The organism is Kitasatospora albolonga (assembly GCA_002082585.1).
GTDB classification, from domain to species: Bacteria; Actinomycetota; Actinomycetes; order Streptomycetales; family Streptomycetaceae; genus Streptomyces; species Streptomyces stephensoniae.
In genome coordinates, this window is record CP020563.1 from 123,258 (window position 1) to 142,113 (window position 18,856).

Here is an 18,856-nt window from a genome sequence, read left to right on the forward strand (position 1 = left end):
CACCGGCATCCACCCGCCCCGCCCCCCTGTGGTCCGTGGGCGACCACACCGTCCGGCGCATCGACGAGACGCCCCTGCCGCCGGAGACCGGGCCGTGGCTGCTGCCCGGGGCGACTGCCGATCTCGTCGCCCAAGCCTCCTGGCTGCGCCCCGAGTTCGCCGACGACCAGGGGGTTCTCCGGCTGGCGAGCCACAGTTTCGCCGTCGAGGCGGACGGCCTGCGGATCGTCGTCGACACGGGCATCGGCAACGGGAAGCAGCGGGCGAACCCCGCCTGGCACCAGCAGCAGACCGATTACGAGGAGCGGCTGCGGGCGGCGGGCTTCGCGCCGGAGAGCGTCGACCTCGTCGTGCTGACCCACCTCCACACCGACCACGTGGGGTGGAACACCCGGGCCGAGGGCGATGACTGGGTGCCCATGTTCCCCCACGCCCGGTATGTCACCTCGCGCACCGAGTGGGACCACTGGGCCGGTGCCGAACTGGACGAGCCGCGACAGCAGATGTTCCGGGACTCCGTGCACCCCGTCCGGGAGGCGGGCCTCCTCGACCTGGTCGACGTCTCCGACGGCGGTACGGACATCTCCCCGGGCGTACGGCTGCTGCCTGCCCCCGGCCATACGCCGGGCCAGGTGGCGGTGGAGCTGAGCAGCGGCGGCGAGAGGGCGGTCGTCACCGGCGACAGCATCCACCACCCGGTCCAGCTGGCGCACCCCGGCATCTGCAGCTGCGCGGACATCGAACCCGCTCTCGCGGCCCGGACCCGGCACCGGCTCCTCGACTCGCTCGCCGACACCCCGGCGCTTCTGCTCGGGACCCATTTCCCGCCGCCCACCGCCGGATTCGTCCGGCGCGCGGGCGACGCGTACCGGCTGGTCCCGGCCCCGCCGGAACACTGACGGTCACCCCAGGCCGAACGAGCGGACCGCCGCCAGGAAGGCGTCCGGCCGGGTGGTGTGGACGAGGTGGCCCGCCTCGACGGTGACGAACGTGCCCCCGGGGATCGCGTCCGCCAGCCGGGCGAGCTGTTCCTGGTCGATATGGCTGGCGGGGCCGCCGCCGATGACCAGGGTGGGGGCGGTGATCTCCGCGAGCCGGTCGCGGAGCCCGGGGTCGGGGTCGTTCAGCTGAGCGTCGGTGTCCGGGACGACGGGCCAGTCGAAGCCGAGCGGGCCTTCGGGGCGGACGGCGGGCGGGCGCGGCGGGTCGAGCGGGTGGAGGGGCGGGGCGTCCTCGATGATCAGGCGCCCGATGAGGCCGGGCTCGCGCTGGGCGAGGAGGCAGGCGGCCACCCCGCCCATGGAGTGGCCGATCACGGTGGCACCGGCCAGGTTGCGGGCCTCCAGGAAGGCGTGCAGGTCGTCACGGAACAGCTCGAAGGAGTAGCGGCCGGGCCAGTCGCTCAGCCCGTGGCCCCGGAAGTCGGGGGCGTACACGCGGTGTTCGGCGGCCAGTTCCCCGGCGATCCGGGTCCAGGTGAGGGAGGAGCCGGACCGGCCGTGGAGGAGGACGACGGGCGGGGCGGAGGGCTCGCCCCACACCCGGTACGCGAGCCGGACACCGCCCGCCGACACGCTCCGGACCTCCGCGTCGAGGAAGGCCGCGACCGTACGGGAGAAGGCGCCCGCGTCGTCAAGCCAGGGGAAGTGGCCAGCGCCCCGCTGGACGGTGAACTCCGCGTGCGGGAAGAGCGCGGCGAGCTCCGTGGCCCGGTCGGGGCTCGGGTGCCCGTCGTACTCCCCGGCCAGGACGAGCACCGGCGCGGCCAGCTCGCGCAGGGCGGCGGCCGTGGCGCCGGGGTCGAAGGCCCCCGTACCGGCGTAGCGGTCACGCGCCTCCGGGTTGGTCTGCCCGGCGGAGGCGGCGGCATGGGCCTGGGCCGCCGCGTCCCAGCGGCCGTAGGTGAGCGGGCGGACGGCGGGCCACAGTTCGGCGAACGGCCCTCCGGCGAGCAGCGCCTCCTGGGCGGCCCGCGCCCGCGGGTACCAGGGCTCGTCGCGGCGCAGTTCGGCGGCCTCGCGGAGGTCCTGGCCGGTCACCTCGATGCCCACGGCCCGGGTGCTGGGCGTGACGAGGGTCAGGGTGCGCAGCCGCTCGGGGTGCCGGGCGGCGTACAGCAGGGCGAGGTCGGCGGAGGCGGAGTGGGCCAGTACGTCGACGCGGTCCGCGCCGAGGTGCTCGCGCAGCGCCTCCACGTCGTCCACGAGCCGGTCGCAGCGGTAGGTGGAGGGGTCCTCGGGCACGGCGGAGTCCCCCGTACCGCGCAGGTCGAGCAGGACCAGCTGCCGTACGGCGGAGAGTCCGCCGAGGTCGCCCAGGTACGCGCTCGCCCGCATCGGTCCGCCCGGCAGGCAGATCAGCGGCTCGCCCTCCCCCACCAGGCGGTAGGCGAGCGGGGTGGTGTCGTACGCGGAGAAGGTCGGCATGCCGTCCATCCAAACAGGACCGCGCGGCCGGCCGCACCGGACTTCGCCGCGGGCCGATCGACGGGAAGTCGGCTGCCGTGCGACGGGGGGCCGCGAGCCGGTCCGCAGGAGAACCAGCGGGCCGGTCGGCGGGGGGCCGGGGACCGATCCGCGGGTGATCCGTGCGCCCCTCTTGCCAGCGCCCCCGGGCTCCTGAATTACTGCTCCCAGGAAGATCGACCGAATGATCGGTCGTCCGGTTCGGGAGAGGAAGGGCCCTGATGACAGCCATGCTGGACGCGGCGGAGCAGCTCGGCCGCGCTGACCTGGAGGCCCTCCAGCTGGAGCGGCTCCGTACGACCCTGCGGCACGCCTACAAGAACGTGCCCTTCTACCGGGCGGCGTTCGACGGGGCGGGGCTGCGGCCGGAGGACTGCCGTACGCTCGCCGACCTCGCCCGCTTCCCGTTCACCGCCAAGGCCAATCTGCGCGACAACTACCCGTTCGGGATGTTCGCCGTACCGGAGCGGGACGTCCGGCGCATCCACGCCTCCAGCGGCACGACCGGGCTGCCGACCGTCGTCGGGTACACCGAACGGGACCTGGACACCTGGGCGGACGTGGTCGCCCGGTCGATCCGGGCGGCGGGCGGCAGGCCCGGCCACAAGGTCCATGTGGCGTACGGGTACGGGCTGTTCACCGGCGGCCTCGGCGCGCACTGCGGTGCCGAGCGGCTCGGCTGCACGGTGATCCCCGCGTCCGGCGGGATGACGGCGCGCCAGGTGCGGCTGATCCAGGACTTCCGGCCCGAGATCATCATGATCACGCCCTCCTACATGCTGACGCTGCTGGACGAGTTCGAACGGCAGGGCGTCGACCCGCGGACGACCTCCCTCAAGGTGGGGATCTTCGGCGCGGAGCCGTGGACCGAGGCGATGCGCCGGGAGATCGAGGAGCGGTTCGCGATCGACGCCGTCGACATATACGGGCTCTCCGAGGTGATGGGCCCCGGGGTGGCACAGGAGTGCGTGGAGACGAAGGACGGGCTGCACATCTGGGAGGACCACTTCTATCCGGAGGTCGTGGACCCGTTCACCGGTGAGGTGCTGCCGGACGGGGAGGAGGGCGAGCTGGTCTTCACCTCGCTCACCAAGGAGGCGATGCCGGTGATCCGCTACCGCACCCGGGATCTGACGCGGCTGCTGCCGGGGACGGCCCGGAATTTCCGCCGGATGGAGAAGGTCACCGGGCGCAGCGACGACATGGTGATCCTGCGCGGGGTGAACCTGTTCCCGACCCAGATCGAGGAGATCGTGCTGCGTACGCCCGCCGTCGCCCCGCATTTCCAGCTGCGGCTGACCCGGCAGGGGCGGCTGGACGCGCTGACGGTACGGGCGGAGGCGCGGGCGGACGCGAGCGCGGCCGACCGGGAGAAGGCGGCGCTGGCCATCGCGGCGGCGGTGAAGGACGGGGTCGGGGTGTCGGTGGGGGTCGAGATCGTGGACCCGGAGTCGCTGGAGCGGTCGGTGGGCAAGGTCCGGCGGATCGTGGATCTGCGGGAGTCCGGCGCGGGGTGAAACGGCGTCCGGGGGTCCGGCGCGGGCTCAAACAGCGCCGGTGACCGGCGTGTTCACACCACCGCAACACCCGTTCCCACTATGCGGACAGCTGCTCGAAAATCTCGACAGCGGGGGCCGGGCCCTGCGAGTCTCCCGCTATGCATCTCGCCAACCGTTCCCTGGTCACCGCCGTCTGCTCCGCCACCGTCCTCTGCGCCGCCCTGGCCGGCTGCGCCCCGCAGCCGGAGGAGAAGAGGAAGGACGAGGCGTCGGGCCGGTCCGGCGCGTCGGCCGGGGCCTGCGCGCCGGGCGGGCTCGCCACCCAGGTCCCGGGGAAGCTGACCGTCGGCACGGACAAGCCCGCGTACGCCCCCTGGTTCTCCGACGACGAGCCGTCCAACGGCAAGGGATTCGAGTCGGCGGTGGCGTACGCGGTGGCGAAGCAGCTCGGTTACGGCCGCGATGCGGTGGTCTGGCAGCACGTGCCGTTCAACAGCGCGTTCGCGCCCGGCGCCAAGAAGTTCGACTTCGACATCAACCAGGTCTCCATCAGCGAGTCCCGCAGGAAAGCCGTGGCGTTCTCGTCGGGCTACTACGACGTGCGGCAGGCGGTCGTCGCGCTGAAGTCGTCGAAGGCGGCCGGGGCGAAGAGTGTGGCCGACCTCAGAAAGGTGCGGCTGGGCGCCCAAGTGGGCACGACCAGCCTGGAGTTCATCAACGACCTGGTGAAGCCCGAGACGGAACCCGCCGTCTACCAGCGCAATGACTTCGCCAAGTCGGCCCTGAAGAACGGCCAGGTGGACGCCATCGTGGTGGACCTGCCCACCGCCTTCTACATCACCGGGGCCGAGGTGCCCGAGGCGAAGGTCGTCGGCCAGTTCCCGGACTCGCCCGACAACCCGGAGCAGTTCGGTCTCGTCCTCGACAAGGAGTCCACGCTCACCCCCTGCGTCAGCGGAGCCGTGGACGCCCTGCGGAAGGACGGCACGCTGGCCGCCCTGGAGAAGGAGTGGCTCTCCGACGCCGTCGACGCGCCGGTGCTCAAGTGACCCTGCACAAGACGCTCCCCGGGGAGGACACGTACACCCCCTCCGAGCGCCGGATCGCCCGCGAGCGCCATCGGCGGGCCCGCACCCGGCGGGCGACGGCGATCGCCGCGGCCAGCACGCTGGTGACGGGCGCGGTGCTGTTCCTGCTGATCACGGGCTCGCCGGGCTGGGACCGTACGCGGGAGACGTTCTTCAGCCCCGACTACGCGCGCATCGCGCTGCCGCAGGTGCTGGAGGGCCTGTGGCTTAATCTGCGGCTGCTGGCGGTGTGCGGGAGCGCCGTGCTGGCGTTCGGTCTGCTGCTGGCGGTGGCCCGGACGCTGCGCGGGCCGGTGTTCTTCCCGGTCCGGGCGCTGGCCACCGCCTACACGGACTTCTTCCGTGGACTGCCCCTGATCATCTGCCTGTTGATGGTGGTCTTCGGGGTGCCCGCGCTGCGTCTGGAGGGGGTGACCACCGATCCGGTGCTGCTGGGCGGTGCCGCGCTCGTGCTGACGTACTCGGCGTACGTCGCGGAGGTCTTCCGGGCGGGCATCGAGTCGGTGCACCCCTCGCAGCGGGCCGCCGCCCGGTCGCTGGGGCTCAGCAGCGGAAAGACGCTGCGCTTCGTCGTTCTGCCCCAGGCGGTGCGCCGGGTGGTGCCGCCGCTCCTCAACGACCTGGTCTCCCTCCAGAAGGACACCGGTCTCGTCTCGATCGCGGGGGCGGTCGACGCGGTGTACGCGGCGCAGATCATCGCGAGCAAGGACTTCAACTACACCCCGTACGTCGTGGCGGGTCTGGTCTTCGTCGCGCTGACCATCCCCATGACCCGGTTCACCGACTGGGTGACGGCCCGGATGGACCGGCGGCGGGCCCAGGGAGGGATCGTATGAGCACAGCACCCGCTCCGGGCGGCCCGGTGCTGCGGATGGAGGCCGTCCGCAAGTCGTTCGGCACGTCGCTCGTCCTGCGGGACGTGGACCTGGAGGTGGCCCCGCACACCGTGACCGCCCTGATCGGCGCCTCCGGGTCGGGGAAGTCGACCCTGCTGCGCTGCGCCAACCTGCTGGAGGAGGTCGACGACGGGGCGATCTGGCTGGAGGGCGAGGAGATCACCGATCCCCGGGCGGACGCGGACGCGGTGCGCCGCCGGATCGGGGTGGTGTTCCAGGCGTACAACCTCTTCCCGCACCTCACCGTCCTCCAGAACATCACCCTCGCCCCGCGGCACGTCCACGGCCTCTCCCGCGCCGAGGCCGAGGAGCGGGCGCGCGAGCTGCTGGAGCGGCTCGGGCTCGGGGCGAAGGCCGACGAGTACCCGGACCGGCTGAGCGGCGGCCAGCAGCAGCGTACGGCCATCGTGCGGGCGCTGGCGGTACGGCCCCGGCTGCTGCTCCTGGACGAGATCACCGCCGCCCTGGACCCGGAGCTGGTGGGCGAGGTGCTGAACCTGGTCCGGGAGGTGAAGGACGAGGGGATGACGATGGTGATCGCCACCCACGAGATGGCCTTCGCCCGCGAGGTCGCCGACCAGGTCTGCTTCCTGGACGCGGGCGTGGTGCTGGAGCGCGGCACCCCGCAGGAGGTGTTCGGCGCGCCCCGGGAGGAGCGTACGCAGCGGTTCCTGCGGCGGATCGTGGCGGCGGGGCGGCTGTGAGGCGGGGCCGCGCCGCTACCGGTCGCAGGCGGCGCGAAAAGCAATCCAGTCACAAACATTACTCGGTTACGTTATTCTTGGCCGGTGCCGAACTCCGACTCCGTACTCAGTGACGCCCTCAGCCAGGAACGCGCCTACCACGACACCTGCCGAACAGCACTCACCGCCATGATCGACGGCGCCCAGGAACAGGTGACCGTCGGGGAACACGCCTCCGCGTCCGGCGCCGACGCCGAGGTGCTCGGCCGCCAACTGCGCGGTCAGGCCAAGAAGTTCCGGGAGCTGCCCGAAGGACCACTGTTCTTCGGGCGCCTCGACTTCGCCCGGGACCTCCCGGCCGCGGGCGACCACGCCGGGCAGACATACCACATCGGGCGGATGCGCATCGCCCCCGATCCGTCCGCGCCGCCGCTGGTGATCGACTGGCGCGCGCCGGTCGCCCGCGCCTTCTACCGGGCGAGCGCCCGTGACCCGCACGGCCTCGCCGTACGGCGCCGTTTCGGCTGGTCACCGGCCGGACACGGCGAATCCGACGAGCTGACCGGACTGGAGGACGAGCACCTCGACAGGGGCGAGACGCGGGAGAGCGACATCGTCGCCGGAGAGATCGAACGTCCCCGCATCGGCCCGATGCGCGATATCGCCGCCACCATCCAGCCCGAACAGGACACCCTCGTACGCGAGGAGTTCACCACCTCCCTCTGCGTCCAGGGCGCCCCGGGCACCGGCAAGACCGCCGTCGGGCTGCACCGCGCCGCCTACCTCCTCTACACCTGCCCGCAACGCGTCCAGCGCGGCGGGATGCTGATCCTCGGACCCAACCGCGCCTTCCTCTCCTACATCGCCGAAGTCCTGCCCGCGCTCGGCGAGACGGGCGTGCGGCAGTCGACGCTCGACGAGGAGATCGCCCGCCATCCGGCCGGGGCCGAGGACAGCGACACGGCGGCGGCGCTCAAGCACGACATCCGGATGGCCGAGGTCCTGCGGCGCGCGCTCCACGCACACGTGCGGACGGCCAGCGCGCAGTCCCTGGTCCTGCCGGACGGCTCCTACCGCTGGCGGGTGCCCGCCGGTGAACTGGAGCGGATCGTCCGGGACGTGCTCGCGGAGGAACCCGCCTACGCCGTGGGGCGCGAGCGGGTCCGTACCCGTATCGTCCGCTCCGTCCAGCAACAGGCCGAACGCCGCGCCGGACCCCGTACCCCCGCCTGGGTGCGGAAGGTCTCCCGGGCCCGTCCGCTCACCGCCCTCCTCGACACCCTCTGGCCCACCGTGCGGCCCGAGCAGGTCCTCGCCGGGCTGCTCACCGGTCCGGACACCCTGGCGGCGGCGGCCGACGGCATTCTGGAGCCGGACGAGCAGAAGGCCCTCCTGCGGACCCGACCGCCGCGCCCCACCGGGCCGGGCCGCTGGTCGGCGGCCGATCTGGTGCTGCTCGACGAGCTCGCGGGGCTCATCGAACGGCCCGCCGGATACGGGCACATCGTGGTCGACGAGGCACAGGACCTGTCCCCCATGCAGTGCCGCGCCATCGCCCGCCGCTCCCCCTCCGGCTCCCTCACCGTCCTCGGGGACCTGGCCCAGGGCACCACCCCCTGGGCCGCCCGCGACTGGCCAGGGTTCCTCGCCCATCTGGGCAAACCGGACGCCGTCACCACCGCGCTCACCACGGGGCTCCGCGTCCCGGGTGCCGTCGCCGAACTCGCCAACCGCCTTCTGGAGCACCTCGATGCCGACGTACCCCCCGCCCGCTCCCTGCGGCGCGACGGGGAGGTGAGGACCGAGGCGGTCCGCGACACGGCGGCGGCGACCGTGGCGGCCGTGGACGCGGCCCTGGAGCGCGCGGGTTCCATCGGCGTGATCGCGGCCGACTCCGGGGCGCCCGGGCTGCGGGCCGCCCTGGGCGCGGCCGGTATCCGGGCGGCGGGCCCCGACACCCCCGGGGCGCGCGTCACCGTGGTGCCCGCTTCGGCGGCGAAGGGGCTGGAGTACGACCAAGTGGTCGTGGTGGAGCCCGCGGCCATCGTCGACGCCGAACCCCGCGGCCTGAACCGGCTCTACGTGGCGCTCACCCGGACCGTCTCCCATCTCCGTATCGTCCACTCCAGGCCCCTGCCGTCCGCGCTCGGGTGCTGAGAAACGGAACGGCGCCGGACGAACCGGACCGATCGATTCGGACTCAACGATCTCTTGGTCCAGACCTCTTGACGATTGGTCTAGTCCTTCTTAGGGTCGCGGAGACGCTGCGGGGGTGCCCGGGAGACACCACGTACTCGGGGCCACGCAGGGTCGTCGGCCAGGGACCCACCCCTGCCCTTCGGACGTCACCCGAGGAGCCCCCCTTGAGCACCGAATCACGATGGCGCCGCACCAGATCACCGCAGAACGCCAACCCCAACAAGCGGTCCAAGGCCCTCGCGGGCGCCACCGCTCTGGTCCTCCCGCTGGCCGCCATGGTCGGTCTCGCCTCCCCCGCCGAGGCCGCGACCTCGGCCACCGCCACCTATGCCAAAGCCTCCGACTGGGGCTCCGGCTTCGAGGGCAAGTGGACGGTGAAGAACACCGGCACCACCACGCTCTCCTCCTGGACCGTCGAGTGGGACTTCCCCGCGAACACCAAGGTGACCTCCGCCTGGGACGCGACCGTCACCAACTCCGCGAACCGCTGGACGGCGAAGAACCTCGGCTGGAACGGCACCCTCGCCCCCGGCGCGTCCGTCTCCTTCGGCTTCAACGGCTCCGGCTCCGGCGCGCCCTCCGGCTGCAAGCTCAACGGCAACCCGTGCGACGGCTCCGTCATCCCCGGTGACAACGCCCCCTCCGCCCCGGGCAAGCCCACCGCGAGCGACATCACCGACACCTCGGTGAAGCTGTCCTGGGCACCCGCCACGGACGACCAGGGCATCAAGAACTACGACGTCCTGCGCAACGGCTCCAAGGTCGCCACGGTCACCGGCACCACCTACACCAATACCGGTCTGACCGCCGGCACCGACTACAGCTACACCGTGGTCGCCCGCGACACCGCCGACCAGACCGGCCCGGCCTCGGCCGCCACGACGGTCCGCACCACCGGCGGCGGGGGCGGCGAGACCCCCGGCGGCGACAAGATCAACCTGGGCTACTTCACCAACTGGGGCTCCTACACGGTGAAGAACCTCGTGACCTCCGGCTCCGCCGAGAAGATCACGCACATCAACTACGCCTTCGGCAACGTGCAGAACGGCAAGTGCACGATCGGCGACGCGTACGAGGACTACGAGAAGACCTACACCGCCGCCAACTCCGTCGACGGTGTCGCCGACACCTGGGACCAGCCCCTGCGCGGTCACTTCAACCAGCTGCGCAAGCTGAAGGCCGCGTACCCGCACATCAAGATCCTCTGGTCCTTCGGCGGCTGGACCTGGTCCGGCGGCTTCGGCCAGGCCGTCCAGAACCCCGCCGCCTTCGCGAAGTCCTGCCACGACCTGGTCGAGGACCCCCGCTGGGCCGATGTCTTCGACGGCATCGACCTGGACTGGGAGTACCCCAACGCCTGCGGTCTGACCTGTGACAGCAGCGGCCCGGCCGCGTTCAGGAACATGATGCAGGCCATGCGCGCCGAGTTCGGCCCCAACAACCTGCTCACCGCGGCCATCACCGCCGACGGCTCCAACGGCGGCAAGCTCGACGCGGCCGACTACGGCGGCGCCGCGCAGTACATCGACTGGTACGACGTGATGACGTACGACTACTTCGGCTCCTGGTCCGCCCAGGGTCCGACCGCCCCGCACTCCCCGCTGACCTCGTACCCCGGCATCCCCGCGCAGGGCTTCAACTCGGCCGACGCGATCGCCAAGCTGAAGGCCAAGGGCGTCCCGGCGAAGAAGCTGCTCCTCGGCATCGGCTTCTACGGCCGCGGCTGGACCGGCGTCACCCAGTCCGCCCCCGGCGGCAGCGCCACCGGCCCGGCGGCCGGTATCGAGCCCGGCAACCAGTACTACAAGGTCCTGAAGACCACCTGCCCGGCCACCGGCACCATCGGCGGCACGGCGTACGCCCACTGCGGCAACAACTGGTGGAGCTACGACACCCCGGCGACCATCAACTCCAAGATGGCATGGGCCAAGGACCAGGGTCTGGGCGGCGCGTTCTTCTGGGAGTTCAACGGTGACACCACCGACGGCGAACTCGTGAAGGCCATCAGCAACGGCCTGAAGTAACCTCCCGTACGGTTCCGGGCCCGCCCTCCCCCGCACAGGGGGAGGGCGGGCCCCTTCGCTGCCGGGAGCCATGTGCGCGGTACGCCCCTGGGCCCGGCGGCTCAGGGCTTCCTGGCCACGGCCCCGTACATGGCGATGTCCCGGCCGTCGATGCCGCTCTGCTCGGGTCCGGGGCGCCAGGTGTGCACCTGGGTGACTCCGGGCTCCTGCAGCTCCAGCCCGTCGAAGAACGAGGTGGCGGCGGGCAGCTCACGCAGGACGAAGGGCATGCCCTGCTCGCGGTACTCCTGCGCCACCCGGTTGACCTCCTCGGGCGCGAAGTCCGCGGTACCGATGGTCATCGCCAGGTAGCTGCCGGAGGGCAGCGGGTCCAGCAGCCGCCTGACCAGCCGGTGGTCGTCGGGCGGCAGGATGAAGTGCATGATGCCGATCACCATCAGCCCGACGGGCCGGTCCAGATCGATCAGCTCCTGGAACTCCTGGCTGCCGAGGATGGCGTCGGGGTCGTGCATATCGGCATCGACGTACGCCGTGGCGCCCTCGGGCGAGCTCTGGAGCAGGGCACGCGCGTGGGCGAGCACGATGGGGTCGTTGTCCACGTAGACGACGTGCGACTCCGGGGCCACCTCCTGGACGACCTCGTGCAGGTTGGGAGAGGTCGGCAGCCCCGTACCCACGTCGAGGAACTGCCGGATGCCGCACTCCTCGGCGAGGAAACGGCCGGCCCGGTGCATGAAGCGGCGGTTCTCGATCATATGGACGGGCAGCGCGGGCCAGTGGCGGCACATCGCGTCACCCGCCTCGGCATCCACGGGGTAGTGGTCCTTCCCGCCCAGGATGTAGTCGTACACCCGGGCGGAGTGGGCCCGGGTGGTGGCGAGTCCGCTCTGCCGCTCATGGGGGGTGCCCATGCTGGCCCCTTTCGTCCGAGGACGGATGGTCCAACGTTAGGGAGACGCCGTTCCGGGCGCAAACGGGAAGGTCATCACGGGCTCCGCCGCCCGTCCGGCCGGGCCTGGAGGGCGATGACCGCGATGTCGTCGCGGCGGTGCTGGACGGACGGCAGAAGGGCGCGGATCAGGCTCGGCAGCGCCAGACCGCGGCCGACCAGCGCGTCGGTGCGTTCGCGCAGCCGACGGAGGTTGTCCTCGATGTCGGTGTCCGGTGTCTCCACGAGCCCGTCGGTGTAGAGCACCAGGGTGTCGCCCTCCCGCAGGGCCGCGTGGAGGTTGGTGCGGGTGAAGCCGTCGGTGACGCAGAGCGGCGGGTCCGGGGCCGTGCGGCCGTACACGTACCGGGACGGCGCGTCGCGGGGGATCAGCAGCGGCGGCGGGTGACCGGCGTTGGACAGGGAGATGTGCCAGCCCCCGCCCGTCAGCCGGCGCAGGACCGCGTGCACCACCGTGACCATCGACGGTCCGTCCAGCGCCTGCACGATGCGGTCGAGCCGGCTCAGGGTGACCGCCGGGCTGGCGGCGGGGCCGCTGTCGTAGGCGAGTCCGCGCAGCAGGCTGTTGACGCGGCCCATCGCGGTGGCCGCGTCCAGGTCGTGGCCCGCGATGTCGCCGATGGACAGGGCGAGCGCGTCGGCCGAGAGCCGGACGGCGTCGTACCAGTCCCCGCCGACCTCCGCCGCGGAGTCCGCCGGATGGTAGAGCGCCGAGACGGTGAGACCGTCGACCGACGGCGGGGCCGCCAGGAACGACTGCTGGAGCGCCAGGGCCGTGCCACGGATGCTCTGCAGCTCCATGGTGCGGCGCAGCGGACCGCTCATCTGCTGGAAGAGGTCCCGCAGCAGGGAGAGGTCGGCCTCGTCGGGCGGCGGGTTGCCCCGGCAGGTCGCGATGGCCGCCAGCGCGACGGTCCGCCCGTCGACCACGACGGGGAGCAGCGCGACGCCGGTCGCACGGGCTTGCCTCAGCCACCGGGCCGAGGCGGCCGAGATCCCGTCCGTGGGCGCCCCCTCCGGGGGGAAGACCAGCAGCTGCGGTTCCTGGCTGTCGATGGCCTGCCGGGCGACCGGCCCCAGCAGGAAGTCGCCCTCCAGGGGAGGCAGGGGAGGCAGTCCGGGGGCGAGACCGACCCGCTCGGGCGATGCCGTGGCCGGGACGCCCCCGACGGGTCGCGCCCCGGCCTCGACGTCGTCCCGTACACGGAAGATGGCCACGGCGTCGGCGAGTTCCGGCACGACGGCCGCCGCCGTCGTCAGGAACGCCTCGGACAGATCGCGTGCCGCGGGCACCGCGGCCATGCGGGCCAGCAGCTTCTCCCGCATGCGGGTACGCCAGTGGTCCTCGGCGTCGGCGGCGGTTCCGACCCACTCCTCTCCCCCGTTCCCGTCGGGAACGGGGGCGGCGATGATCTTGATGTGCCGGAAACGTCCGGGGGCGCCGTCGAGTCTGACCCGTACGACCGCGTCCAGGGTGGAGCGCTCCCGGGTGGCCCTCCGCCAGGCCCGCCGGAACCAGCCCCGGTCCTTCGGGTGCACCGCGTCCATCCACGAGGTGCCGCCGTCGGGATGCCACAGCTTCTCGGTGATCCCGCCGCCCACCAGCAGAGTGACGGACCCGTCGGACGACATCGCCCACACCGACTGGGGCACGGCGCCCATGAGCGCCTGGTATCTCCTGAGGAGACGTTCGTCCTCGTTCACCGCCACCTCCTCCGCCGCCGCACCGCCTCCGCCCTATGCGTCCGGCCCCGGAATCGAAGCCCAAGTCACCACCCCCATGATTCCCCATATCCGCCGAACCGCTATTTTTCGCGGCAGACCCGGACCGGGCTGTCGGCGCCTGCGGGAGTTCCGGGGTCGGCCGGGAGGCGCGCCGCCCGCGTGATGCGTATGATTCCGCGCCGGTACGGGGAAGAGGACACGTGTCCGACGGCACGATGATGACGCGGTCGAGGCGACGGCAACGGTGCGGGCGCGGCAGGCCCGGAAAGCGCGCTCGGGACCCTCGCCGCCTTCGGCAGGACCGGTTCCGCGCGGGGCGGCTCCTCGCGGGGAACCGGCTTTTCTACAGGGGCCGTTCGTGGCCTTCCCAGTACGGTTCGCGCAGCCGTCGTTTGTACAGCTTGCCGTTGGGGTCGCGGGGCATCGCGGCGATGAAGTCGAGGGAGCGGGGCCGTTTGTAGCCCGCGAGCCGCTGCTCGCAGTGGGCGAGGAGTTCGGCGGCGAGCGCGTCCCCCGCCTCGTACCCCTCGGCCGGTTCGACGACGGCCTTGACCTCCTCGCCCCGGTCGGCGTGCGGGATGCCGAAGGCGGCGGCGTCCGCGACGGCGGGGTGGGTGAGCAGGGCGGACTCGATCTCGGCGGGGTAGATGTTCACGCCACCCGCGATGATCATGTCGATCTTGCGGTCGCGGAGGAAGAGATAGCCGTCCGCGTCCAGCACACCGAGGTCGCCGACGGTGAAGAAGTCGCCGATGCGGTTCTTGCGGGTCTTGGTCTCGTCCTTGTGGTAACTGAAGCCACCGGTGCTCATCTTCATGTAGACGGTGCCGAGTTGACCGGCCGTCAGCCGTTTTCCGTCGTCGTCGAAAACGGCCAGCTCGCTGATCGGCCACGCCTTGCCGACGGTCCCGGGCTTCTTCAGCCACTCCTCGGCGGTGGCGAAGGCCCCACCGCCCTCGCTGGCCGCGTAGTACTCCTCGACACAGCTCCCCCACCAGTCGATCATGGCGCGTTTCACATGGTCCGGGCAGGGGGCGGCCCCGTGGATGGCGTGGCGCATCGAGGAGACGTCGTACCGCTCCTTCACCTCGTCGGGCAGCGCCAGCAGCCGGTGGAACTGGGTGGGGACCATGTGGGTGTGGGTGCAGCGGTGGGCGTCGATGAGGCGGAGCATCTCCTCGGGCGACCAGCCGTCCATCAGGACGAGCGGGTGCCCTATGTGGAGAGCGGCGCTCGCGAACTGGAGCACCGCCGTGTGGTAGAGCGGCGAGCAGACCAGGTGGACGTTGCCGTCGAACGGCCGGATACCGAAGATGCCGAGGAAGCCGCCGAGGTACGTCTCCTCCGGGAGCTTGCCGGGGAGGGGCCGCCGGATGCCGCGCGGGCGGCCGGTGGTGCCCGAGGTGTAGTTCATGACCCAGCCGAGCGTGCGGTTCTCCGGCGGGGTGGCGGGGTGGCCGTCGAGCAGATCGGCGTACGGGCGGCAGCCGGGGGCGGTGCCCACGGTGTAGCGGTGGCTCTCCGGGAGCCCGGCCTCGTCGGCGGCGGCGGTCGCGGCGGTCGCGAAGCGTTCGTGGGTGATGAGGACGCGCGCGCCGGAGTCGGCGACGATCCAGGCGATCTCGGGTCCGACGAGGTGGTGGTTGACCGGGACCAGGTAGAACCCGGCCTGGGACGCGGCGAGATGGGCGGTGAGGAGTTCAGTGCCGTTGGGCAGGACGACGGCGAACGCGTCGCCTTCGCGCATCCCGGCCGCGCGCAGTCCGTGGACCATGCGGTTGACGTCGGCGTGCAGGCGGCCCGCGCTCCACTCCTCGCCGCCGGGCGCGACGAGTACGGTGCGGTCGGGGTCGGCGGTGGCCTGGGCCCAGAAGCCGTTGGGCGGCTGGTTCATGGGGCGCTCCTTCCGGCGATGCGGTCGAGGCGGGTGACGGCCCGTTCGAAGCCGCGTGTCAGGTCGTCGACGACCGCCCGCACGCTGCGTTCTCCGGTCATCCGGCCGACGATCTGCCCGACGGGGGTGCCGAGCAGCTCCCCGACCTCGTACTTCTGGATACGGGAGACGGCTTCGGCGACCAGCAGCCCCTGGAGCGGCATGGGCAGGGTGCCGGGTCCGGCCGGGTCGTCCCAGGCGTCCGTCCATGCGGTACGGAGCTGGCGTGCAGGTTTCCCGGTGAGGGCGCGGGAGCGGACGGTGTCGCCGGAGCCCGCGGCGAGGAGCTTGCGGGTGAGGGCCGGTGAGTGGAGGTCGGCCTCCTCGGTGGTGAGCCAGAGGGAGCCGAGCCAGACGCCCTGGGCGCCGAGGGCGAGTCCGGCGGCGGCCTGTTCGCCGCTGCCGATGCCTCCGGCGGCCAGGACGGGCAGGGGGGCGACGGCCTCGACGACTTCGGGGACGAGCACCATCGAGCCGATCTCGCCGGTGTGGCCGCCCGCTTCGTACCCCTGGGCGACGACGACGTCGATGCCCGCCGCCGCGTGCCTGCGGGCGTGTTCGGCGCTTCCGGCGAGGGCGGCGACGAGGACCCCGTGGGCGTGGGCGCGTTCGACGACGTCGGCGGGCGGGGAGCCGAGGGCGTTGGCGAGGAGCTTGATCGGATGGTCGAAGGCCACGTCCAGCTGGTTGCGGGCGACCTCCTCCATCCAGCCGGTGATACGCCAGCCGGACGCCTCCCCCTCGGCGAGTTCGGGCACGCCGTGGCGGGTGAGGAGCTCCTGGACGAACACCCGGTGTTCCGCCGGGATCATCGCCTCGACGTCGGCCTCGGTGACCCCTTCGACCTTCTTGGCGGGCATGACGACATCGAGTCCGTACGGTTTGCCGTCGGCCAGCTCGTCCAGCCGGTCGAGGTCGCGGGCCAGCTCCCGGGGATCGGTGTAGCGGACCGCCCCGAGGACACCGAAGCCGCCGGCTCTGCTGATGGCCGCCGCGACGGCGGGGAACGGCGTGAAGCCGAAGATGGCGTGCTCGATGCCCAGTGCTCTGCTCAGCTCCGTCTCCATGGGCGGCAGGATGCCGCAGCCGGACAGCCGAGGGAAGAGATTTTCTGATGCTGTGTCAGATTCTTTGCGGGGCCGGGGGCGTACGGGGCGGCGGAGGTGACAGTAACCTCGGCGACGGCAGGAACTTTCACTGCTCGGCGGAATTTCGGAAGTTACTTTCGCGCCGGGGCGCTCGCGCGGGGACCGCCCCGTGACCGGCTCCGGTTACGGGAAGGGGTTGCGGATGACCGGGTACGCGGCGGGGAACGGGGACACGGCGGCGGGGGCCGCAGGGGCCGGCGCCACCGGGAGCGGCATCGGCCGCCGGAGGCTGGGCGGCGGGATACTGGCGCTGGGCGGCGCGCTCGCCCTGGCGCCGATCCCCCTGGCCGGGGCGGCGGAGCGGGGCGCGCCGGGCACGGTGGCGGCGGACACGGGAGCGGGCATGGGATCAGGGGCGCATCCGCCCACGCGGCGGCCCACGCTGCGGCGCGGCAGCCCGGCACGCGCCGGGCTGCTCCAGGGGCCGCTGGACCAGCTGGTCCGGGAGGCGGAGGGGTATCTCACGGGCTCGCCGAAGCACCCCTGGTACGCGGGCGCGGTGCTGCTCGCCGGGCGGGGCGGCATGGTGGCGCTGCACCGGCCGATCGGCCACGCGGTGCGCTACGCGGCGTACGACGAGACGACGGACACCGGGGTCGAGCTCCCGGCGGAGCGGCAGATCCCGATGGCCGAGGACACCGTCTTCGACCTGGCCTCGGTCTCCAAGCTGTTCACGTCGATCCTGGCGGTGCAGCAGATCGAGCGCGGGGCGCTGGAGCTGGAGGCCGCCGTGGCCGCGTACCTCCCGGACTTCGCGGGCGGCGGCAAGCAGGACATCACGGTCCGTCAGCTGCTCACGCACACCTCGGGTTTCCGGTCCTGGATTCCGCTGTACCGGGAGCCGACCCGGGAGGGGAAGCTCCGGATGCTCTGGAGCGAGGTCCCGGTCTCCGCCCCGGGCAGCGCCTATCTCTACTCCGACCTCAATCTGATCTCGCTGCAACTGATCCTCGAAGAGATCACCGGTCACCCTCTGGATGTCCTGCTCCACGACGAGATCACCGCTCCGCTCGGGATGCACCGCACGCGCTACAACCCGCCCGCCTCCTGGCAGCCGAAGATCGCGGCCACCGAGGACGCCCGGCTCCCCTGGTCCGGTCTGGAACGCGGCATGGTCCGGGGCGAGGTGCACGACGAGAACGCCTACAGCCTGGGCGGGGTGGCCGGGCACGCCGGGGTCTTCTCCTGCGCCTGGGACCTGGCGGTCCTCGCCCGGACCCTCCTCAACGGCGGGGTCTACGGCCGCGCCCGCATCCTCACCGAGGACTCCGTCGACCTCCTCTTCACCGACTTCAACACCGCGTTCCCCGGCGACGAGCACGGCCTCGGCTTCGAGCTCAACCAGCACTGGTACATGGGCGCGATGGCCACCCCGCGCTCGGCGGGCCACACCGGTTTCACCGGGACCAGCCTGGTGCTCGACCCGTCGACCGACACGTTCCTGATCGTGCTGGGCAACTCGGTCCATCCCGTACGGAGCTGGCGCTCGGGCAGCGCGCCCCGGGTGGCGACGGCCAATCAGCTGGCCCGCGCGGTCCCGGTCCGGCCGGAGCGGGGGCGTACGGCCTGGTTCTCCGGGATGGCGAGCGCGTCCACCGCCACCCTCACCCTGCCCGTGCTGCGGCCGGCCTCCGGGCGCCCCCGGCTGGAGTGCGCCCTGTGGTGGGACACCGAACCGGGCTCCGACCGGCTGGTGCTGGAGGTGCTGGAGGCGTCGGCGGGCCAGGAGTGGCAGCCGGTGCCGTTCACCACCGTGGGCCCCGGCCACCACCGCCCGGACCCGCGGCCGCACCCGGAGGGCTGGGTCTCCGGCTGGTCGGGCCGGGTGTGGCACGGGCTGGAGGCGGACCTGTCGGCCTGGCGCGGCAGGAGCGTCCGGCTGCGGTGGCGCTACACCACGGACCAGCTGTACGTGGGGCGCGGCGCGTACGTGGACTCCCTCCGGGTGCGGGACGGCGGGGTCACCCTCTTCGACTCCGGCCGCCCCCGGGACGCGGGGCGGATCGGGGCGGCGGGCTGGGTGCTGTCGGCCGACTGAGCGGCGGGGCGGGCGGCGCCGCGCGTGGTGGCCCGCCGCCCGCCGGGCTCTGCCGTCACAATGGCGTCGCGCCCGGAGCGGAACGATGTCACCACCGGTTCATCCGGGGGCCGTTGGATGGTACGGGCCACACGCACACAGCCGCTCGGCTCACCCGTTTCCCGCGGCCGACTCCAGGAGGCACCCCCATGAGCAGTGTCCGGCGCACC

13 protein-coding genes are annotated in these 18,856 nt (G+C 72.5%); 8 read left to right on the forward strand and 5 right to left on the reverse strand.

The genetic code is table 11. The features are described from left to right. The first annotated feature begins 35 nt into the window (after window positions 1–35). Complete coding sequence (locus B7C62_00550; GenBank protein ARF70904.1) at window positions 36–899, forward strand: MBL fold metallo-hydrolase; 864 nt, start codon at window positions 36–38, stop codon at window positions 897–899. 3 nt (window positions 900–902) lie between these two features. Here B7C62_00550 and B7C62_00555 read toward each other — a convergent pair whose 3' ends face one another. Beyond that, complete coding sequence (locus tag B7C62_00555; protein ID ARF76914.1) at window positions 903–2,426, reverse strand: alpha/beta hydrolase; 1,524 nt, start codon at window positions 2,424–2,426, stop codon at window positions 903–905. A gap of 260 nt (window positions 2,427–2,686) precedes the next feature. Between B7C62_00555 and B7C62_00560 the strand changes: the two genes are divergently transcribed. From B7C62_00560 to B7C62_00585, 6 genes are all read left to right on the forward strand, one after another. Further along, window positions 2,687–3,982, forward strand: a complete 1,296-nt coding sequence (locus tag B7C62_00560; GenBank protein ID ARF70905.1) for a phenylacetate--CoA ligase — start codon at window positions 2,687–2,689, stop codon at window positions 3,980–3,982. A 140-nt stretch (window positions 3,983–4,122) separates the two neighbouring features. After that, window positions 4,123–5,013 carry an amino acid ABC transporter substrate-binding protein gene (locus B7C62_00565; GenBank protein ARF70906.1) on the forward strand — a complete coding sequence of 297 codons (891 nt, stop codon included), beginning with the start codon at window positions 4,123–4,125 and terminating at the stop codon, window positions 5,011–5,013. After that, complete coding sequence (locus B7C62_00570; GenBank protein ID ARF70907.1) at window positions 5,010–5,888, forward strand: ABC transporter permease; 879 nt, start codon at window positions 5,010–5,012, stop codon at window positions 5,886–5,888. The genes B7C62_00565 and B7C62_00570 overlap by 4 nt, the downstream gene beginning before the upstream one ends. After that, the gene (locus B7C62_00575) at window positions 5,885–6,652 is read left to right on the forward strand and encodes a peptide ABC transporter ATP-binding protein (protein ID ARF70908.1); all 768 of its coding nucleotides are present in this window, start codon (window positions 5,885–5,887) and stop codon (window positions 6,650–6,652) included. Before B7C62_00570 ends, B7C62_00575 begins: the two co-directional genes overlap by 4 nt. An 84-nt stretch (window positions 6,653–6,736) precedes the next feature. Next, entirely contained in the window at window positions 6,737–8,788 is a 2,052-nt protein-coding gene (locus tag B7C62_00580; protein ID ARF70909.1) for an AAA family ATPase, read from the forward strand. Between the two features lie 206 nt (window positions 8,789–8,994). Next, a complete protein-coding gene (locus B7C62_00585; GenBank protein ID ARF70910.1) occupies window positions 8,995–10,854 on the forward strand; it encodes a chitinase in 1,860 nt (619 codons plus the stop codon). A 101-nt stretch (window positions 10,855–10,955) separates the two neighbouring features. On the opposite strand, the gene B7C62_00590 is transcribed toward B7C62_00585, so the two are convergent. The 4 genes from B7C62_00590 to B7C62_00605 all read right to left on the reverse strand — a co-directional run bounded on the left by B7C62_00590 (window position 10,956) and on the right by B7C62_00605 (window position 16,528). Further along, window positions 10,956–11,765 (reverse strand): methyltransferase, encoded by an 810-nt coding sequence (locus B7C62_00590; GenBank protein ID ARF70911.1) that lies wholly within the window; start codon window positions 11,763–11,765, stop codon window positions 10,956–10,958. 74 nt (window positions 11,766–11,839) lie between these two features. Further along, the gene (locus B7C62_00595) at window positions 11,840–13,507 is read right to left on the reverse strand and encodes a diguanylate cyclase (protein ARF70912.1); all 1,668 of its coding nucleotides are present in this window, start codon (window positions 13,505–13,507) and stop codon (window positions 11,840–11,842) included. 364 nt (window positions 13,508–13,871) lie between these two features. Continuing rightward, the gene (locus tag B7C62_00600) at window positions 13,872–15,422 is read right to left on the reverse strand and encodes an acyl-CoA synthetase (GenBank protein ID ARF70913.1); all 1,551 of its coding nucleotides are present in this window, start codon (window positions 15,420–15,422) and stop codon (window positions 13,872–13,874) included. Continuing rightward, window positions 15,419–16,528, reverse strand: coding sequence for a monooxygenase (locus B7C62_00605; GenBank protein ARF70914.1), 1,110 nt, complete (start codon window positions 16,526–16,528; stop codon window positions 15,419–15,421). Before B7C62_00605 ends, B7C62_00600 begins: the two co-directional genes overlap by 4 nt. Window positions 16,529–16,751: 223 nt before the next feature. On the opposite strand from B7C62_00605, the gene B7C62_00610 reads away from it, so the two are divergent. Beyond that, window positions 16,752–18,647: a serine hydrolase gene (locus B7C62_00610; protein ID ARF70915.1), complete on the forward strand. Its 1,896-nt coding sequence runs from the start codon at window positions 16,752–16,754 to the stop codon at window positions 18,645–18,647. Window positions 18,648–18,856 lie beyond the last annotated feature (209 nt).

Excerpts from the sequence above, each read along its gene's own strand:
- B7C62_00590 (ARF70911.1), bottom strand. The coding sequence starts at position 11,765 with ATGGGCACCCCCCATGAGCGGCAGAGCGGACTCGCCACCACCCGGGCC.
- B7C62_00560 (ARF70905.1), top strand. The coding sequence starts at position 2,687 with ATGACAGCCATGCTGGACGCGGCGGAGCAGCTCGGCCGCGCTGACCTG.
- B7C62_00605 (ARF70914.1), bottom strand. The coding sequence starts at position 16,528 with ATGGAGACGGAGCTGAGCAGAGCACTGGGCATCGAGCACGCCATCTTC.
- B7C62_00575 (ARF70908.1), top strand. The coding sequence starts at position 5,885 with ATGAGCACAGCACCCGCTCCGGGCGGCCCGGTGCTGCGGATGGAGGCC.
- B7C62_00600 (ARF70913.1), bottom strand. The coding sequence starts at position 15,422 with ATGAACCAGCCGCCCAACGGCTTCTGGGCCCAGGCCACCGCCGACCCC.
- B7C62_00610 (ARF70915.1), top strand. The coding sequence starts at position 16,752 with ATGACCGGGTACGCGGCGGGGAACGGGGACACGGCGGCGGGGGCCGCA.
- B7C62_00565 (ARF70906.1), top strand. The coding sequence starts at position 4,123 with ATGCATCTCGCCAACCGTTCCCTGGTCACCGCCGTCTGCTCCGCCACC.
- B7C62_00555 (ARF76914.1), bottom strand. The coding sequence starts at position 2,426 with ATGCCGACCTTCTCCGCGTACGACACCACCCCGCTCGCCTACCGCCTG.